This window comes from Paenibacillus sp. DMB20, assembly GCF_000987955.1.
GTDB lineage: Bacteria > Bacillota > Bacilli > Paenibacillales > Paenibacillaceae > Paenibacillus_AQ.
In genome coordinates this window covers 225,836-244,212 of sequence record NZ_LAZU01000025.1, presented here as the reverse complement: position 1 = coordinate 244,212, position 18,377 = coordinate 225,836, and the positions used below count along the sequence as shown (strand labels likewise).

The 18,377-nt window shown below is 54.0% G+C and carries 14 protein-coding genes and 2 pseudogenes; 2 read left to right on the top strand and 14 right to left on the bottom strand.

Going from position 1 to position 18,377, the window contains the following annotated elements; all coding sequences use genetic code 11:
* Positions 1–51 precede the first annotated feature (51 nt).
* From XI25_RS11855 to XI25_RS11845, 3 genes are all read right to left on the bottom strand, one after another.
* Positions 52–966 (bottom strand): DUF5692 family protein, encoded by a 915-nt coding sequence (locus XI25_RS11855; protein WP_046678756.1) that lies wholly within the window; start codon positions 964–966, stop codon positions 52–54.
* Between the two features lie 247 nt (positions 967–1,213).
* Positions 1,214–2,467: a protoporphyrinogen/coproporphyrinogen oxidase gene (locus XI25_RS11850; protein ID WP_046678755.1), complete on the bottom strand. Its 1,254-nt coding sequence runs from the start codon at positions 2,465–2,467 to the stop codon at positions 1,214–1,216.
* Positions 2,468–2,472: 5 nt separating this feature from the next.
* Positions 2,473–3,513, bottom strand: coding sequence for a helix-turn-helix domain-containing protein (locus XI25_RS11845; RefSeq protein ID WP_046678754.1), 1,041 nt, complete (start codon positions 3,511–3,513; stop codon positions 2,473–2,475).
* Between the two features lie 288 nt (positions 3,514–3,801).
* Here XI25_RS11845 and XI25_RS11840 point away from each other — a divergent pair, with 288 nt between their 5' ends.
* Positions 3,802–5,331, top strand: coding sequence for a methyl-accepting chemotaxis protein (locus XI25_RS11840; protein ID WP_046678753.1), 1,530 nt, complete (start codon positions 3,802–3,804; stop codon positions 5,329–5,331).
* 67 nt (positions 5,332–5,398) lie between these two features.
* Here XI25_RS11840 and XI25_RS36235 read toward each other — a convergent pair whose 3' ends face one another.
* The 11 genes and pseudogenes from XI25_RS36235 to fabV form a co-directional block, all read right to left on the bottom strand.
* Entirely contained in the window at positions 5,399–5,611 is a 213-nt protein-coding gene (locus XI25_RS36235) for a hypothetical protein (protein WP_327204775.1), read from the bottom strand.
* 41 nt (positions 5,612–5,652) lie between these two features.
* A complete protein-coding gene (locus tag XI25_RS36230) occupies positions 5,653–6,093 on the bottom strand; it encodes a copper homeostasis protein CutC (RefSeq protein ID WP_327204769.1) in 441 nt (146 codons plus the stop codon).
* A complete protein-coding gene (locus XI25_RS11830) occupies positions 6,090–7,574 on the bottom strand; it encodes a M17 family metallopeptidase (RefSeq protein WP_046678752.1) in 1,485 nt (494 codons plus the stop codon). Before XI25_RS11830 ends, XI25_RS36230 begins: the two co-directional genes overlap by 4 nt.
* Positions 7,575–7,638: 64 nt before the next feature.
* On the bottom strand, positions 7,639–8,604 hold the full coding sequence (locus XI25_RS11825) for an ABC transporter ATP-binding protein (protein ID WP_046678751.1): 966 nt from the start codon (positions 8,602–8,604) through the stop codon (positions 7,639–7,641).
* Positions 8,585–9,603: pseudogene (locus XI25_RS11820) on the bottom strand (ABC transporter ATP-binding protein). Before XI25_RS11820 ends, XI25_RS11825 begins: the two are co-directional and overlap by 20 nt.
* Positions 9,604–9,619: 16 nt before the next feature.
* Entirely contained in the window at positions 9,620–10,513 is an 894-nt protein-coding gene (locus XI25_RS11815; RefSeq protein ID WP_046678750.1) for an ABC transporter permease, read from the bottom strand.
* 20 nt (positions 10,514–10,533) lie between these two features.
* Positions 10,534–11,460 carry an ABC transporter permease subunit gene (locus tag XI25_RS11810; protein WP_046678749.1) on the bottom strand — a complete coding sequence of 309 codons (927 nt, stop codon included), beginning with the start codon at positions 11,458–11,460 and terminating at the stop codon, positions 10,534–10,536.
* Positions 11,461–11,582: 122 nt separating this feature from the next.
* Positions 11,583–13,187 carry a glutathione ABC transporter substrate-binding protein gene (locus tag XI25_RS11805; protein WP_046678748.1) on the bottom strand — a complete coding sequence of 535 codons (1,605 nt, stop codon included), beginning with the start codon at positions 13,185–13,187 and terminating at the stop codon, positions 11,583–11,585.
* Positions 13,188–13,298: 111 nt separating this feature from the next.
* Positions 13,299–14,305, bottom strand: a pseudogene (locus tag XI25_RS11800) (asparaginase).
* Between the two features lie 37 nt (positions 14,306–14,342).
* Positions 14,343–15,497, bottom strand: a complete 1,155-nt coding sequence (locus tag XI25_RS11795) for an ROK family transcriptional regulator (RefSeq protein ID WP_046678747.1) — start codon at positions 15,495–15,497, stop codon at positions 14,343–14,345.
* 340 nt (positions 15,498–15,837) lie between these two features.
* Positions 15,838–17,028, bottom strand: a complete 1,191-nt coding sequence (gene fabV / locus XI25_RS11790; RefSeq protein ID WP_046678746.1) for an enoyl-ACP reductase FabV — start codon at positions 17,026–17,028, stop codon at positions 15,838–15,840.
* A 180-nt stretch (positions 17,029–17,208) separates the two neighbouring features.
* Between fabV and XI25_RS11785 the strand changes: the two genes are divergently transcribed.
* Entirely contained in the window at positions 17,209–18,366 is a 1,158-nt protein-coding gene (locus XI25_RS11785) for an MFS transporter (protein ID WP_046678912.1), read from the top strand.
* Positions 18,367–18,377: the final 11 nt, after the last annotated feature.

The window sequence follows — 18,377 nt, the reverse complement described above, 5'->3', positions numbered from 1 at the left end:
TAAACTCAGGCTGTTTACCGGCTTTCCTTCTGCCACGGATTTCGCGCTTCCTTAATTCTGCTCAGCTACCGCTTGATAAGCCTTCAAATCCGTATACACTTCCACCTTGAACGGATTGCGTTTATGCTTGAAGATTTTGTAGAAGTGGTAAATGAATACCGCGATATTGGCGGCCAGCGACAAGGCGCTTACGACCCACAATGCCGTTTCGCTGTGGGAGGACTGTACCGCGAATTTGGACTCTCCGACAAATGCCGGGAACGACATCGTGAACATCATCCAGATCGCCAGCGTTTGGGCACGGTGCTGCAGCCACGCTCCTTTTTTAAAGAAGAAAGCAGGAATCGTACAGGAAATCAGCAGTGCAGCGCCTGCATAAAACGAGTGGTCGGACACGCAGTTGTAAACATAAGCGAAATTCCAGATATCGTAAGCAATGATCCAGAACCAGAGCTGATCCGGCCAGACCATATCCCTTGACCGGCTTTTGCTGACCACGATGCCCATCCAGCCGGAAATGGTAATGATGTTCAGCAAACCGGCGATTCCGTTCATGATATTCCACGGACCGCCGATCATCATCACGCCGTCGACGATTCCGTTGAGGCTGTATACCTGAAAATCCCGGATCACCGCTTCGAGAATATTCAGAGCCAGAATGAAAGCCGGGAACATCAAAACATATTTGTTCTTGTCCCACCCTTTGATGTACCTCAAAGCCATAAAACCAAGGCAGCCCGCCAGTGCGGAATAAACTTTGACCCAGTGGAACCAGGTTCCGACGCTTGAGCCTTCCCCCGCCGTTTTCGGCCATACCGCGACCGTCAGTATGATCGGCAGCACCAGGAAGAGGAACAGGGATACCCATTTGCTCATCCGCGCCAATTCGTTCACGAGCATCAGGCCTCCGAGCACCACAAACCACATCAATACAGAGTACCAAGGCATCGCTTCGAATAAAAACATATATAGCCCTCCCTTTACCAATGATGCAATCCTTTTATGCATTGAATATAGCGCTTCGCCGATCAGGCATCAAATCCCGAAAAGCCTTGCGGGACAAGGATTCGCAGACTTTGCTTTAGGGATGGGTTTACACATTTTCCGCCTTCTGCCCTTCAAGTCCATTCGCTTGCCTGATATGGACTTCCGTTCCTGCCGAGTGTAAACAAAACTCCAAAGTAAAAAATTGCGGGACAACCGGGCAATCGGGTCAGAAAAACCGTTGAACCAAAGCCCTGGCATAGATAATGCAGTTCTCCAGCGTAGGAAAATTCATGATCTCCCCGGCAAAGTAGATTCCGTATTTCCCCTGCAAACGTTCAAGCCGCGCATAAAAGCCGCTTTGGAGAGCGGCCGTATCCACATGGGGAAAATGGCTCCAGCGCTTCATCATGTACAGCCGGATATTCTCTCCTCCCAAGCCGGCAAGGGTAGCCTCAATGCTCTCCCGCATCTCTTGATCGCTCATGCTATCGCTTTCGGCGACATAAACGGTGATCAGATCCGTCTCCGCCAGATCCGCCCACCTGTAATACCAAGCCATCATCCGGCCCTTGCGCCCCGGTCCCATATTGCCGGGAATATACCCCGACAGTTTCGGCATGTTGTCAACCCTGTAGGCGTAAACCCGGAACCGCTCATCGATGATGCTCTCGAACAGCTTGCGGTCTGCGGGAGCCAGATCGGTCTTTTCCGGCAAATCCCGCAGCGAGGCCGTATAAATGACTTTGTCGAAGTATAGCGTTCCTTGATCGGTTTCCACCCTGACTCTTCCCGTCTCTTCCCTGGCAATGCGATTCACCCCGCACGTCAGCCGAAGATCCGAAGCCTGATCGCCCATCCGCTTGACAAGCTCCGTCACCCCTTTGGGCCAGGAAATCATATGGGTGATTTCGATGAATGACATGAGATTGTCGTAATTAAGCAGCTTCATGACATAGGCCGCGGGGACTTCGTCAATGCTGCCAAAGCCGAATGCGCTGAAATAATGCATAAACACCTGTTTAAGCACCAACAATCCGTTCTCGTCGCACCAAGCGGCAAAAGGCTTGTACAGCTCCGAAGGGATATGGGCAAGCCCCGGGTCTTTGATGGCTTCAAACCGGCCCAGCAGTTCCGGGAGGCGTTTGAATTCCCTGGCAAAGTCCGACAGCTGCTCTACGGGAATTTGGGAGATTTTATGGCCGTCACGGTCAAAAAATCCGCGTTCCAGCAAAGGCCCCTTATCCCGCAGACCAAACTCCTCCATCAATTCCATCGTCATTTTGTACGACGGCAGGCCGATCAAAGCGCCCATTTCGTATGTTTTCCCCTTATATTCGATCGAATGGCATTTGCCGCCCACCCGGTCCCCTTTTTCCAAAATCGTCACGTTGCGGTAGCCTTTCTTCCCCAATTCATATGCCAGGGTTACGCCGGAGATCCCTGCGCCGACGATCCCGATTTTTTCGCCGTCCTTGATCATGTCCCTTACCTCCTCGTAAACAGCCAGAGCGGCAGCGGCTCCTGAACCCCTCTGAAATTAAGAACAATGTCGGAGGGGATCTTGCCCGCGTTTTTCCCCTTTTCCAGCGGACGAATGTAGTTATAGTAATTCATGTATTCGTTCAACCGCTGCTCCAGCGTCTCAAGACAATCGATCCTTCCCTCGTGCCAGGCGGGTTTATAAAATTCTTTCGCCAAAATCGCATTGAATTCGTGCAAGGGCTGAAATACTTCGGGATGACCGGCATTGAACGTAACGGAATGGATATTGTGCTTCAGCAGATATTCCGTATAAGCATGCTTTCCCCGTTCCCAAGCTGTCGTGAACTCCTGGCTCTTGTTCGTGACCAGGTGTTCGATCTCCAGATGAAAGGTTCGCAGCAGCGGCATGATTTTAAAACGCATAAAATCGATAAGCTGTTTCGTCGACTTCTGGTTGCACAGCTTCACCAGCGCCAGCCGCGAGTAAGAGTCCAAAACGATGTACTGGTATACTTTCCCTGCCTTAGGCAAATTCCCGATGTATTGAATCGTCAAAAAACAAATATAGCCGGGCCGCGCATGCTCCGGATCCCTCATGCGGTAGTCCAATGGCGCTTGCGGTGCCGCCTGGTTACCCTCGGAATTCGATTTCCTGCGTTCCGCCTTCTTCTTGGCTTTGATCTCTCCGGCGTATCGCTCCCGGTCCTCCCTCCGGCTCAGTCCATTCCTGCGCAGCACGTTATAAATGCCGGATTCCCCGATCTGCACGCCTTCGTCCTGCAATTCATAATAAATTCGTTTGGGGCCATCCTGGGGAAAACGCGCCGCATATTCCAAAATGATTCGTTCCGTTTTTCTGTCCACCTGATTGGGCATAACCGGCCTGCGGGCCTTTTTGCCAAGTCCAGCCATTCCGAACTTCATGTAATCGTTATACCAACGGTAATACAGCGTTCTGGAAATGCCGAATTCTTTGCAGGTCTTGGCCACGTTGTTACCGGTCATTCCGTGGAGGATCACCTGGTACTTCTGATTCTCGTTCAATCGCTTCGCCCCTTTTCCCGAACAACCGTACTTCTTCCATTTTAATGATGAAAGGTATTTTAAGCCATGAAATGAATTACAAATCGGCCATTCCCTGCAGCTTTTCAGAGCATGGGCCAAAGCCTAACAAACCGGATGGGGACAGCCGATAAAATAACTAGAATTGTTTGTGAAAAGTGTTGCAATATCGGGCGAAGACGATGATGCATATATGAAAAATGGCGATCACTGCCTGAATGAAGGCGTATTCGTGTTCCTGCCCGTTATATGAAGAGAGGATGTGACTGCATGCAATTGCAGGGCCGGTTCAGCTTTCATCAAGTCACAAAAATCAATTATTTTATTCTGCTTGCCTGCTCATTTACATTCGCGGTGGAAGCGCCGTTTATGCACGGCAGAGAAATAGGATTGCGCATCTCAGGCGTTATGATGCTTACCTGTCTTATCGGAACCTCGGTTTATCTCGCTCACCTGAAGCGGCTGCTTCCAACGATGGTTATCGGGTCTCTCATCCCTCTTGCCCCTACGGTAATCGCCCTCACCCTGTTGTTTTACGAACATGGCGCCTTCCGTTTCTTTCTCGTCTTTCCCGTCACGATCGTGTCATCTGCCATGTATTTCCGCAAAGATATCCTGATTGCTTATTCCGCGATTCTGAACCTGCTTCTGATTTCTTTTTTCCTGGCTGACCCGGCTGCACTCATGGGCCCAGGGTGGAACATATCGGATTTTATCCTTCGTCTTGCGTTTCTTGACAGTACTGTCGTTTATTTGTTTTTCCTCACGAAATGGGGAAAGGATCTCATCGAAGAAAGCGTGGAAAAAGAGCGGGAAGCTTCCCGCCTCAACTCAGCCCTGGAAAAAACGGTGGGGGACATCGGCGATTATGCCCGCCGGCTGAACGAAAGTGTCGCCAGCAGCAATTCACATATCGCCGGCACCCGCGAAATTAGCGGCAACGTCGTTCTCTCGGTGCAGGATATTGCCCGCGGCATCGATCAGGAAGCAGCCAACCTGAGCGACATCAACGCTTCGATCGCCGAAGTTGATCAACTCGTCCGGCACCTTCATCAGAACTCCGACAGGATTCTGGGCGATTCCGGCGATGTGGGCAACCTCATCGGCAAAGGCTCGGAAAGTGTCGGGGAATTGGTCAAGCAAATCGATATCGTGCAGGGGGCCATTCAATCGGCGCTGGATGCGGTGATTCAAATGAATGATCGGATGGAGCAAATCAGCGATATACTGTTGTCCATTACGCAGATTTCAACCCAGACGCACCTGCTTTCCCTCAATGCGGCCATCGAGTCGGCACGCGCCGGTGAAGCCGGACGAGGCTTCGCCGTCGTGGCATCGGAAATCCGCAAGCTTGCTTCCATAACCGGAGAAATGACCGGCCGGATTCAAACCATCGTTCAGGGAATGACTCAGATCAGCCGAGAGGCTCTTACGAATGTGCGGGACGGTTCCATCGCTTCTGAGCAAGGAACGCACATAGCGGCCACCTTTCTGCAGGGATTCAAAACGATCGAAAGCCGTTTTAACGGTATCAATCACAGCATTAGGGAAGAAGCGGCCCATATGGACTCCATGATGCGGCAGTTTACCGTAATTCGCGACAGGGTCGGAGAAACCGCCGCCATCACGCAAGCGCATTCGGCAACGACCGAGGAGATGCTTTCCTCCATTGAGGAACAGAACAGCCGCATCATTACCGTTCATCATGAAATGGAAGAAGTCCGCTCGGTCGCCGAACAGCTTGGGGTGATGACGACCTATGCCGCCAAGGATAAACCGGGATGCCCAAAAACCGGATAGACCGCTCTAAACGAAACAGAAAACGGCTGCCTTAAGGTCGCTTGACCTCCGGCAGCGTTTTGGCATGTCATTCCATGCCATGCACGAGCTCAGCGAGCGAACGAAGCACATCTTCGTCTAATCGTCCAAGGCCGGAACGGCCTTCGCGGACGGAGGAACCGAAATGAACCTCCCGCACCCCCGTCGCTTCGATAAAAGACTTGATTCCCTCCGGCGTCAAGCCATACCCTGCCAGAATGGCAGGCCCTCCCGCTTGCGAGCGTTCCACCAGACTCCGGATTCCGGATACCGATTCCGGTGCCGGCCGCGGTCCTCCCGAAGTCAGGATCCGGGATATTTGCGGATACCGGCTGAGATCCCATACGCTGCCGGCTGATCCGTTATCTCGTCGAATGCCCGGTGGTACGTAATATCAAGCGAACCTGCGGCCGACAGCAGGCGGCGCAGCGCCTCTTCATCCACGGTACCGTTTGAGGATAGCGGACCAAGGACGACTCCTGCGGCTCCCGTGCTCCTGCGTATGGCTTCGATATCGGCCAGCATCGTCTCCATGTCTTCTCCGTCGGCGACAAAAGAACGGCTGTGCGGCCGAATCATGACATTCACGGGTATGCCCACTCTGCTTGTCACCCGGTCGACCAAACCGATGCTGGGGGTGAGCCCTCCCTCGGTTATGGCTGTAATGAGCTCAATGCGGTCGGCCCCGCACGCTTCTGCCGTCAAGGCATCCTGCAGGGTCGTAGCGATCACTTCAAGTATCAAGATTGTCCCTCCTCCTTAGAATCGGCCTTATCTCTTCCGAGCTGCCGGTATTCCACATAATCGGCCAACAGGCGTGCTCCGTAGCCGGTTGCCCCGGATGCCGAAAAGGCGGTCTCGCCTTTATACTGCACCGTACCCGCCATATCGATATGGACCCATTTCATCGGTTTCGTGACGAAGCGCCGGATAAAAAGCGCTGCGGTGATCGCTCCGGCCAGCGACGAGGAGCCGATGTTGCTGAGATCGGCATAATCGCTGTGCAGTTCGGCCTCGTATTCATCCATCAGCGGCATCGGCCACAAGCGTTCGCCGTTCCGTTCCCCGATATCGACAAGCTCCCTTGTCATCTCCGGGTCACCCCAGATGCCCGCAATGCCCAGTCCGAGGGCTTGGCCGACATTGCCCGTCAAGGTGGCGATATCCACAGCCTCCGCTGCTCCGAGCCTTGCCGCATGAAGCAAAGCATCCGCCAAAACAAGCCGCCCCTCGGCATCCGTATTCGCAGCCTGAACCGTGAGCCCGTTAGGGAACGAAACCACGGAGGACGGAAGCATCGCGTGAGCGTCAGGGACGTTCTCGGCAACGGCTATAAGCGCCGCCACATTCGCTTTGGACTGCCGCGCAGCCAAAATATCCATAGCGCCGGCAACCGCCGCCGCGCCGCCCATATCCATCCGGGCGTCGCTGATATCCTTGCCGCTTTTCACGTTCATGCCGCCCATATCAAAAGTTATCCCTTTTCCGACAAGGCTGATCAACGGCTGGGATGGATCCCCCTCGTAACGCAGCTCAATGAGCGCCGGCGGGTATACGCTTCCGGCCCCCACTTTGAGAAGACCGTTCATTTGGTAATCCGTCAAGTCTTTTCCTTGGTATACGGTCACTTTAACCGGCGTTCCGCGAAAATGCTCCTCGATCCACTCCACCATCCGGTCCGGATGAAGCTGATCCGGCGGCTCGTTGACCATGTCCCTGGCCAAATACGTGCCTCTTGCCCGGATTTCGGCCGTCCGGATCACGTTTTCGATCTCTGCTTCCGTCATTTCCGTCCAGTCGTCCGGATGAATGGACAGGCTTACCTTCCCCGGCTTCCGGACGGATGTGCGGTACTTATGGAATCCATACAAACCAAGCAGCCATCCTTCGAGCCAAGCCTGCAGCCAGTCGGCAGCGGCTGTATTGCCGGAATGACCGGCAACGATTGGAGCTTTACGGACAAGGCATGCGCTGAGGAAACCCTCCTTCTGCATGTTCCTTGCCGCCAAGCCTCCCCCTCGTCGAACCGCTTCGAGTCCGGTTGAGGTCCGTTCTCCGAGCAAGACGGCCAAAACCTCCCGTTCCTCATCGCCGCGGCGGCGAAACCAGACGGACTTGGCTGCATTCCGTTTGTTCTCGCTGATCGGATACATGAATTCTTCTTCCCGGTACAACGGATATACATGAACTTCGGCATCTCTGCCCGCTTTCAATGATATATGCATTCATATTCCTTCTTTTCTGTCAGGATGGATAGATCTAATGTCCGTTATGGTTTGGTCCCGCCATCTAACCATATAGATGGCATGCTACCTGATGCCCTGGCCCGATTTCCTTGAACTCTGGAGCGACCTGCCGACAAACCTCCATGCAGGCCGGACAACGCGTATGGAACCTGCAGCCGGATGGCGGGTCCACCGGACTCGGCAGATCCCCTTTCAAAATAATTCGTTCGGATTTTTGCTTCGGATCGGGAACCGGCACCGAGGACAGCAGCGCCTGCGTATATGGATGCAGCGGACTTTCATATAGCTCATCCTTGTCTGCGGTTTCCACCAGCGAACCGAGATACATGACCCCGATGCGGTCGCTGATATGCTCGACGACACTCAGGTCATGGGAAATGAACAGATAGGTGAGGCCGTACTGCTCCTGCAAATCCTGAAGCAGATTGAGCACCTGCGATTGAATCGACACATCCAGCGCCGAAACCGGCTCATCCGCCACGATCAGGCTCGGTCGAACGGAGAGCGCCCTGGCAATGCCGATGCGCTGCCGCTGCCCGCCGCTGAATTCATGCGGAAACCGTTCGGCATGGTAGCTGTTCAAGCCCACGACCTCCAGCAGCTCCTGCGCCAGTTTGTCTCTTTCCTTCCGGCTCAGTTTCGTGTGGATCAGCAGCGGCTCGGCCACCAGATCCTTCACCTTCATTCTGGGGTTCAACGATGCGTAAGGATCCTGAAACACCATCTGCATCTCTTTGCGGACCGGACGCATTTCATTTTCGCTGTAGTGGCTGATATCCCTTCCGTTAAACCATACTTCGCCGCGATTCGGCGCCAGCAGCTTGGTCACGAGACGGCCGGTCGTCGATTTTCCGCAGCCGCTCTCCCCCACGAGACTGAAGGTTTCTCCCTTCATGATCGAGAACGATACCTGATCCACGGCGTGCAGCAGCTTCCGTTTCCCCAGAAAGCCCTTTTTGACGGGAAACGCCTTTTGGAGCCGTTTTACTTCAACCAACGGAGTATTCATCTGCACCGCCCCCTTTCCCCGCTTCTCCCTGCGCAAGCCAGCATCGGTTCTTCCGGTGTCCCATTTGATCTACGGGCAAAAGCTCGGGCTCCTGCTCCCGGCAAATATCCGTCACATGAGGACATCTCGGGGCAAATTTACACCCCTGCGGCATGCGGGACAGGTCAGGAACATTTCCCGGTATGGACGCAAGGCGCCGGACCTTCTGCCTCAGCTTGGGAACCGATTGGATCAACCCTTTCGTATACGGGTGCTGCGGGTCATCAAACAGTTCTTCTACCGAAGCCTCTTCCACGACCCTTCCGGCATACATCACGACTACCCGGTCGCACATCTCCGCGACGACCCCCAAGTCATGCGTGATCAGCAGCATGCCCATCCCCTGTTCGGACTTCAGTTTTTTCATCAAATCGAGGATCTGAGCTTGAATCGTGACGTCCAGGGCGGTCGTCGGTTCATCGGCGATGAGCAGCTTCGGATGGCACGACATGGCCATGGCGATCATTACCCGCTGCCTCATTCCCCCGGAAAGCTGGTGCGGGTAATCGTTCACAACCTCCTCCGCCCGCGGTATGCCGACCAGGCGCAGACTTTGCACCGCATGCTCTTTCGCCTTTTTCTTACCGTATTTAAGATGAAGCGTAATGGCTTCTTCCAGCTGCCTGCCGATCCTCAGCACCGGATTCAGGGATGTCATCGGTTCCTGGAAGATCATGGCCAGATCCTTGCCCCGAATTTGCCGCATCTGCTTTTCTTCGATTTTCGTCAAGTCTTTCCCTTCAAAAGCAACCGAGCCTCCGACGATTTTCCCCGGCGTATCTTTCAGAAGACGCATAATGGATAAGGATGTGACGCTTTTGCCGCAACCGGACTCTCCGACCAGTCCCAGTACCTCTCCTTTTCGGATTTGAAAATCCACCCCGAAACCGCCATGACGTTTCCGCCGTCCCGTTTGAACTCCGTTTTCAGCCCTTTCACTTCCAGGAGCATTTCCGGCATCATGTTCTTCCCCCCTCTATTTCGTCTTCGGATCCAGCGCGTCTCGCAGGCCGTCGCCAACCAGATTAAAAGCAAGCACCGTCAAAAAAATGGCCGCTCCCGGAAAATAGACGACATGCGGCGCTATGCTCAAATAATCGCGTCCCATGCTGAGCATCGCCCCCCAGTCCGGCGTCGTCGGCTTGGCCCCCATCCCCAGAAAGCTGAGCGAGGAAGCTGCCAGAATGGCCGTACCGATCTTCATCGTAAAATTGACGATCACGCTAGGCAGCGTCTCCGGAAAAATATGCCTCCATATGATCCGCCTGTGCTTGGCGCCCATCGACCTTGCCGCTTCCACAAACAAGGTTTCCTTGGCCGACAAAGTCACGCTCCGGATAATTCGGGCGAATGACGGAATGCCGAAGACGGCTACCGCAATTACCACATTCATGAGTCCGGGCCCGAGAATCGCTACGATGCCGATGGCAAGCAGCAGGTCCGGAAAAGAAAACAGCACGTCGCTGCCCCGCATGATCAGCCGGTCCAGCCATCCTCCGTAATAACCGCTGACCAGACCGAGGAACGTGCCAAACACCGCGGCGATCAGCACCGCGCTGATACTGACCGATAGCGACAGCTTCGTACCGGCAATAATCCGGCTCATAATGTCGCGACCATACTCGTCCGTTCCCGCCCAATGTTTGGCCGAAGGCGGTGCCAGGATTGCATCGTAGTCCGGCGTATCGGCATCATACGGAGTAAGGAAAGGACCGAACAACGCGACAACGATAAGCAACAGAATAAACATGCCGCAAACCAGGGACAGTCTCTGCTTGGCGAATTTTCGGAAAAAGCCCGAAGCGATTCCTTTGGAGGCGGCGGCCTCCGCCACTGCTTCATTCCCGGCAACAACCTGACTTTGACTCATGGGGTATCCACTCCTTTCGTTTATGCTCCTGCATATCGGATTTTCGGATTCAGCACGCCGTATAAGAGGTCGACCGCAAGGTTAATTAAAATGAACTCCACGGCAAACAGGAGAAGCTCTGCCTGTATGACCGTATAATCGCGGAAGCCTATCGAATCGACCAGCAGGCGTCCTAGCCCCGGGATGCTGAACACGGTTTCCACCATGACGGAGCCGCCGAGCAAAAATCCGAACTGCAGGCCGGCTACCGTAACGACCTGTATGAGGGAATTGCGCAGCGCGTGCCTGCCGACCACCCAAAATTCGGCCAAGCCTTTCGCGCGTCCCGTGCGTATATAATCCTCGCGCATCGTCTCCAGCATCGAGGAACGGGAAAACCTCGCAAGCATGGACATAATCCCCGCGCCCAGCGTTATGGAAGGAAGGACGTACCCCTTCCAGGAATCCACGCCTCCCGTCGGAAACCAGCCCAGCTCTACGGAAAAGATCTGGATGAGCACAAGACCGAGCCAAAATCCCGGAATGGATATTCCGGAAATGGCGGTCAGCATTCCTGCATAATCGGGCCATCTGTTCCGGTTGACCGCCGAAATGATGCCGATCAGCACACCGGCGACAAGGGCCCACCCCATGCTGAAGATCGTCAGCCAAACGGTCGGCATAAAGCGGCTCGCCAGCATTTCCGATACCGGCAGTCCCGTTTTGAGCGACACACCGAGGTCCCCTTGAAGCAGATTTTTCATATACGTGACGTACTGCTGCCACAGCGGCTGGTCCAAGCCGAGTTCCACGCGGATCGCCTGGATTTCCTCCAGGGTCGCTTCCTTTCCGGCGGCAAGCCGGGCAGGGTCTCCGGGAATGAGATGGATGAACATAAAGACGAGCACCGAGACGACGAACAGCAGAGGGATGATACCTAGAAGTCTTTGCAGCGCGTACTTTCCCACCTTGCTATACCTCCTTTTGATTACGAAAAAAGAATGGTTCAGCCCTGCTGAAAACGAAGACATCCTTTAATCTAAAGAAAGGGGCCGCTCCTGAAGCTTGCCTTCATGGAGCGGCCTGATGATTAATGCTTGACCTCGGCCTCTCTCACCGAAATGGAGCCGTCCGGGAGTACTTTTATGCCTTCGATGTAAGTTTTTTTGCCGGACAGTACCTGATCCACGCCCAGGAACGCCCAAGGCGCTTCATCCCACACCGTCTTCTGGATGTCGGCGTAGATCGCCTTTTGCCGCTCCGGATCGGTCACGGCATTGACTTCCGCTATCCACCGGTCTACGTTTTCGTTTTTGTAATAAGCCGTATTCGCGCCTGCCGGAGGGAACATCTCGCTGCTGAACAGTCCCCGCGTCGCACCGTCGGCGTCCCCGGAGGACGGGGACCAGCTGACGTACCACATTTGAACCTTGGCATCCTCGGGCTTCTCGGCACTGTTGATTTCGTTTGAAAGCGTCCCTTCCTCCATCGGTTTCACGTCAAGCTTAATCCCGGCCAGCTGAAGCTGCTGTTGGATAAACTGCATGCCCTTCATCGTTTCCGTATCGTTGCTGCCCCAGATTTCGGCCTCAAAGCCCTCGGGATAGCCCGCTTCGCCCAGAAGCTGTTTCGCTTTTTCAAGATCGTAATCATAACCGCTCTGCTGCGCATAATATTGGGTTTTGGGCGACATGGAGGAATCAAGCTTTTCCCCATAGCCGGATTTGACGACCTTGATATAAGCCTCCTTGTTGATGGCATAATTGATCGCCTGGCGGACCTTTACGTCGTCAAACGGTTTTTTCATCGTATTCAGGGTGATGTAGCGCACGATCGTTGAAGCGTTTTTCTCCACCGTAAGCCCGTCCTTGCCGTCCACTTCGGCCACCTGCTCGGTCGGCATCGGATACACGAAGTCCGCTTCCCCGGTCTTCAGCATCGCGATCCGCGATCCGTTTTCGGGCACGGCCTTGAACGTAATGCTGTCCGCTTTCGGCAGTCCTTGTTCCCAATAGTCGGCGTTCTTCTCGACCGTGAGATGGTCTCCCTGCACCCATTCCTTGAATTTATAAGGCCCGGTGCCGACCGGATGCTGGAATATCTGATCCCCAAACTCTTGAAGCGCTTTCGGACTGATCATCAGGGCCATGGCCATTTTGTTCAAAAAAGCGCTGTAAGGCTCGCTCAGCGTGATTTTGACCGTTTTGGCGTCAACGGCCTCGACTTCCTTCACCTTGGCAAAGCTCTTCCGCAGGCGGAGGTTGTTTTTCTCGTCGCGGACGCGGTCCAGGTTGACCTTCACCGCCTCGGCATCCAGCAGCGTGCCGTCATGGAATTTAATGTTTTCATTCAAGGTAAATGTATAGACGAGACCGTCTTCGCTGACTTTATGCTCCTTCGCCAAAACCGGAACGACCTGCATATTGTCATCGAAGCCCATAAGTCCCTGGTACATGGTTCGGGAACCGGAAATGGACAGCGTGTCCCCAGCGTTGTATGGATCGAGCGTAATGAAATTGGCATTGACCGCGATGACGATGTCGTTTCCTTCCTTGACGGCTGGCTTTCCTGCGGCGGGCGGATTGTCCTGGCTTTCCTTGGCTCCGCCTCCGCCACCGCATCCCGCAGCGGCCAGCGCCGTTACCAGCAGCATGATCAGCAGCAGGCTGATCTTTTCCTGAACTTCATCAAACATCTCCCCTTTTAATGAATGTTTTATATCTTACCTCTCACGCGTCCTCTCTCATCGAACCGCCGCGTTGAAGATAAAACCTAAAAACGACGGTATCCCATATTGTTGTGTGATTTATGCCTGCAGCGTGAATACCGTCCTGCGCTCCCCGACAACCTTTCCGTTGTCGTTGACGATTTCATTCGGCACGAGCCTGTACAAGCTATCGATCGTCTGCAGGTTGCCGTATCCGATAAAGGTTAAAATCGAAGCGATAATGCTTGGCCATACCTGCTCCGAACCGTCGGACACCTTCAACGAGATGCCTAGGCGTTCTTTTCGGAGACCGATCCCGTAAACGCCCTTGGCGCCCCCCTTGGCGGTCAGGTTCGGGTCTCGAAGCAGCGTGGAGCAGACAAACCGCGTATCGGCGATCATGTCCGGATGCTCGTTCATCAGCCTGGCGATTCGCGCCGCGGCCAGCCGCGTGGTTGCATCCCCGATCAAATCCGGACACGCCAGCTTCAAATACGAAAGGCCGATGGATTTAAGGGGGATCGCGAAAATCGGAAGACCGCAGCCGTCCACGCCCATGCCGATCTTGTCCTGGGGAATTTCGGCAAAGGAAGCGATCGTCTCCAAAATTTCCTGCTGAACGGGGTGCTCCGAACGGAAATAATTTTCGCTGCTCCAACCCTCCTGCTTGCAGAGCGCAATCAGGCCGGCGTGCTTGCCCGAGCAGTTATGGAAAATCCGGCGCTTGCTCTCCCTCCCGCGATGACGTTCGGCTTTGGCATCCTCATTCAACGGGTAGGTCGGACAGCAGTGCAGTTCTTCCTCGCGGATGCCCGTTTTTCTCATAATCGATTCCAAGGCATCGATATGAAACGCTTCCCCCCTGTGGGAGGCTGCAAACAACGCGGCTTCTTCCCCGGTCAAGCCGTAAATCTCGTCAATGCGCCGCTTCAAGACCGGAATGGCCTGGAACGGTTTCGCCGCGGAGCGGAGAAAGGTCATGTGCTCCGGGTCACCGGCATGGTATAACACTTTCCCATTCTCGTCGACGATGCTGATGCTCCGTAATGCACATTTTCCAAGACTCCGCCGCGGTATTCCTCTACCAATAGTGTGAAACCCGTCATCAAAAACGCCTCTTTTCCCCGAATAATGGTTGCTTCCCTATATTTTGAAAAAACGCCTTTGCGCCAGTAGTCCAGAGCCGATCACGACGCCTTCTCCTCCAAGCGCCGTATATTTCAGGCTGAGCGTATCCCGCAGCGGCTCCCACACAAACCGGCTGTAACACAGTTCCTCGATCTCCGGCGCGATTTCCGGAAAATTCTCGACGAGCTCCCCGCTCAATATCACGACATCCGGGTTATATACGCAAAGCACGTTATTGATCGTAATGGCTATGTAAATAAGCGCCCGTTCGATCAAACGCGCAGCCCACATCTCCCCCGACCGCCGGGCTTCGAAAATCTCCTCCAGCGTGTCGATCTTGCGGATTTTGTTGGCTTCCAGAAGCAAAGAACTGGTAATGATGTAGGTTTGCAGACAGCCGGCTTTGCCGCATTCGCACATCGCGCCGTTCGGATCAATCGTCGTGTGGCCGATTTCCCCGGCGCTGTTGGATTCCCCCCGATAGATTTCGCCCTCGATAATGAGTGCCGAACCGACGCCGGTGCCAAAACCGAGCAGCGCCGTTCGCCGGGAACCGGATGCCGCTCCCCGGATATGCTCGGCCAGAGCTTTCACCTTCAGCTCGTTATCCACCGCAACTTCATATCCGGTTAGCGCTTTCAAACGAGAAGCCAGCTCGACGTTTCTCCATCCCAGCTGAACGGAAAAGGCAACGACTCCTTGTTCGTTGTCGACGATTCCCGGAAGCCCCACGCCGATACCGGCAATCCTTGAAGGATCAATGCCTTCAGCCGCCATGATTCCCCGAATTTCGGCTGCTATGGAAGACAGGGTTTCTTCGACGTTCTCTTCCGGAGAGCGGCCGATCACTCTGCTCGACAGCAGCTTGCCGTTCACGTCTATCACGCCGATGCCGACCCGGTGCCTGTCCAGCTCCACGCCTACGGTCAAGACGGAGGTGTCGACCAGCCTGAGCATAGCCGCTTTACGCCCGAGTCCTCCCGAAAGCTGCTCGAACTCCTCGACATATCCCTTCTCCGTCAACTCCCCGACTATCCGGCTGACGGTGGTCGGACTCATTCCGGTCCGTTTCGCAATCGCCGCACGGGATAACGGGCTGTTGTTTTTGATCAGCTCATACACCGTGATTTTATTTTGTTGCCTCATAAAGTCCTGATCATGCTTTTTCATTTATACGCCCCTATTATTTTCTTCACTGGATTAATGGAGCAGGAATTAGATAAGAACATCCGATATAATAGACATTAAACTTCTTTCCATGCTTAAAGTTGTTATATTCTCCCTTTATATACTCCAGTGGTGATAATAATACATCGACAGTTTCAGATCGTCAACCATATTTCTCAGAAGACAGACCGCGTTTAGCGGAAGTTTTTCTTGCGAGATAAAGATGGCTAACCTCTAATGTTTATCCTTTCTTATCTCTTCAAAAAAAAGCGGAAGGTTCCCGGGAAAACCGGATACCTTCCGCTAGCTGCCTCAATTATATCAATAGGCTACTGATTGAAATTTATCGTGCTGACGGTATTTCCACCTCGGGACTTACGTCCGCTTCATAATCAACGCCTTCGGTTTCAAAGCCGAAGAGCTGGAAAAACTCGCGCCGGTAGCCTTCCAGGTCCGTAATCTCGTAAATGTTCTCGCTGTTTACCTGACCCCAGATCTTGGCAACCTCCTCCTGCACGTCCGGACGAAGCTCCCAGTCATCGATGCGGATGCGGCCTTTTTCGTCCACCGGCGTTTCCTTGCCGGAATACAGGCGGTCTGCGAACAAACGATAGGTTTGCTCGATGGTGTTTTCGTGAAGGCCTTTTTCCTTCATCACTTTATAGAGTGCCGATACATAAAGAGGCACAATCGGAATAGCCGAGCTGGATTGGGTGACGAGCGCTTTGCTGACCGATACATAAGCCCGGCCGCCGCCCGGCGAAAGCTCGTCGTTCAATTTCAGGGCCGTCGCCTCCAGGTGATCCTTGGCCTGTCCGATGGAACCGTCACGGTAAACGGCCTTCGTTATATCCGAACCGATATAGGAATAGGCGATGGTTGTCGCATCGTCTGCCAGAACGCCGCCCTGGCGGAGCGCATGAATCCACATTTCCCAGTCCTCGCCCCCCATGACCGTAACCGTATCCTGTACTTCCTGCTCGGATGCCGGTTCAAGCGTCACTTCCGTGACTTCGCCGGAATGGAAGTTTACCGTTTTGTTCGTAAACGGCCGGCCGATCGGCTTCAATACGGAATTCGCGACTTCGCCTGTCTTCGGATCGGTGCGGCGGGCGGAAGCTACGCTGTAAACGACAAGATCCACCTTTCCGAGCTCTTCGCGGATCGCCTCTACGGTTTTTTGCTTCGTCTCATCCGTGTAGGCGTCTCCGGTCACGCTGACGGATTTCAATCCCGCTTCCTTGGCCAGTTTCTCAAACGCCGCGGAATTGTACCAGCCCGCCGACGCGGTTCTCTTCTCCGACCCCTGACTCGGACGGTATACGCCGATGGTGTTGGCATGCGCTCCGAATGCGGCAGCAATCCGTGCCGACAGGCCGTACCCGGTCGATGCGCCGATGACAAGCACGTTCCGGGGACCTTCGATTTTCGGCCGGGCTTTTATGTATTCAACTTGCTGTTCAACCTGCCGCTCGCAGCCGGCCGGATGGGCGGTCGTACAAATAAAGCCACGTGTTCTAGGTTTAATAATCATGTTAAAAAATCCTCTCTTCGAACCGATTAGTATGTTCCATTTATTATATCCAACACTCTTATTCTAACAATTTTTTTGCATTCGGAAACCTTTCGTGATGAAAATGTTGCTGGTACAATAGAGCAGCACCCCCGTGCAAAAGCAAGGCAAGCCATGCTTGTCAGGAAAGGTTATGTTTTTATGAATCCTACCGGCTTATTGAGATCGTTTAATTTTTTGTATTTTGCGCTCCTGGCCATGTTTATTCCATTCCTTCCGGTCTATCTGGACAAACAGGGGTTAAACCCGGCCCAAATCGGCTTTATCGTTGGAAGCGGCGGAATCATTACGCTCATTGCCCAGCCTCTCTGGGGCATGATCAGCGACCGGACGAAAACCGTCCGCAAAGTGCTGCTGTTTCTCTTGTTATGCTCATCGGCGGTCGGTTATTTGCTATATGCGTCCAGCAGCTATGCCGTGCTTGTCATGTTCGCCATGCTGCTTTATTTTTTCCTCATGCCGATCGATCCTCTAACCGAGAGCCTGAACTTTCGAATATCGGAAGTTTCGGGCGTCAGCTACGGCTCCATCCGCACGTACGGAGCCTTGGGCTACGGCGTCATGGCGCTGTGCTCCGGCTACTTCATGTCTTATCTTGGAGCCCACAGCCTGTCATATCTCTTTGCGGGCCTCGGATTGATCAGCTTTTTGATCATATGGAAGATGCCGGATGCTCCGGTTACCGGGAAGCCGGTGACGTTGGCTAGCCTAAAGAATTTTCTGGGCAACCGGGAGACGCTTCTGTTTCTCGTCCTCGTGTTCATCAGTTCCGTTCCCGCCCGCATGAACGATACGTTCCTCGGCGTTTACATCACCGAACTGGGCGGCAGCTCGGAACTGGTCGGCCAGGCCTGGTTTATCGCCGCCGGCAGCGAAATTGCCGTTTTTGCGCTCAGCTTCTGGTGGTTGAAAAAAGGCAAGGAGCTGATCATTATCACGGCTGCCGGAGCTTTTTATTTCATCCGGTTCTTTCTTTCGGCCTGGGTGAGTGATCCTCATGCTTTGGCGTATTTGCAAATCCTCCAGCTGCTGACCTTTCCGATCTTTTACTCCGCGGCTATCCAATACCTGTACAGCATCGTGCCCGAGGAGTGGCGCGCAACGGGCCAGACGGTGCTGGCCCTGCTGTTCTTCGGGGTTTCGGGGATCATTGCTTCCTATGCGGGAGGCGCAGTCTATGAAGCTTTCGGAGGAAAAACGCTATATCTGTCCGTATCGGCAATGTCCTTGATCGGCATGCTGTTCGGGCTTGTGCTTGCCCGAAGGTACGGCGGAAAGGTCCGAAGCGCCGATTCATAAAGGGATTAATC

Excerpts from the sequence above, each read along its gene's own strand:
- XI25_RS11785 (WP_046678912.1), top strand. The coding sequence starts at position 17,209 with ATGAATCCTACCGGCTTATTGAGATCGTTTAATTTTTTGTATTTTGCG.
- XI25_RS11840 (WP_046678753.1), top strand. The coding sequence starts at position 3,802 with ATGCAATTGCAGGGCCGGTTCAGCTTTCATCAAGTCACAAAAATCAAT.
- XI25_RS11855 (WP_046678756.1), bottom strand. The coding sequence starts at position 966 with ATGTTTTTATTCGAAGCGATGCCTTGGTACTCTGTATTGATGTGGTTT.
- XI25_RS11805 (WP_046678748.1), bottom strand. The coding sequence starts at position 13,187 with ATGTTTGATGAAGTTCAGGAAAAGATCAGCCTGCTGCTGATCATGCTG.
- XI25_RS11830 (WP_046678752.1), bottom strand. The coding sequence starts at position 7,574 with ATGCATATATCATTGAAAGCGGGCAGAGATGCCGAAGTTCATGTATAT.
- XI25_RS11795 (WP_046678747.1), bottom strand. The coding sequence starts at position 15,497 with ATGAAAAAGCATGATCAGGACTTTATGAGGCAACAAAATAAAATCACG.
- fabV (WP_046678746.1), bottom strand. The coding sequence starts at position 17,028 with ATGATTATTAAACCTAGAACACGTGGCTTTATTTGTACGACCGCCCAT.
- XI25_RS11825 (WP_046678751.1), bottom strand. The coding sequence starts at position 8,604 with ATGAATACTCCGTTGGTTGAAGTAAAACGGCTCCAAAAGGCGTTTCCC.
- XI25_RS11850 (WP_046678755.1), bottom strand. The coding sequence starts at position 2,467 with ATGATCAAGGACGGCGAAAAAATCGGGATCGTCGGCGCAGGGATCTCC.
- XI25_RS11815 (WP_046678750.1), bottom strand. The coding sequence starts at position 10,513 with ATGAGTCAAAGTCAGGTTGTTGCCGGGAATGAAGCAGTGGCGGAGGCC.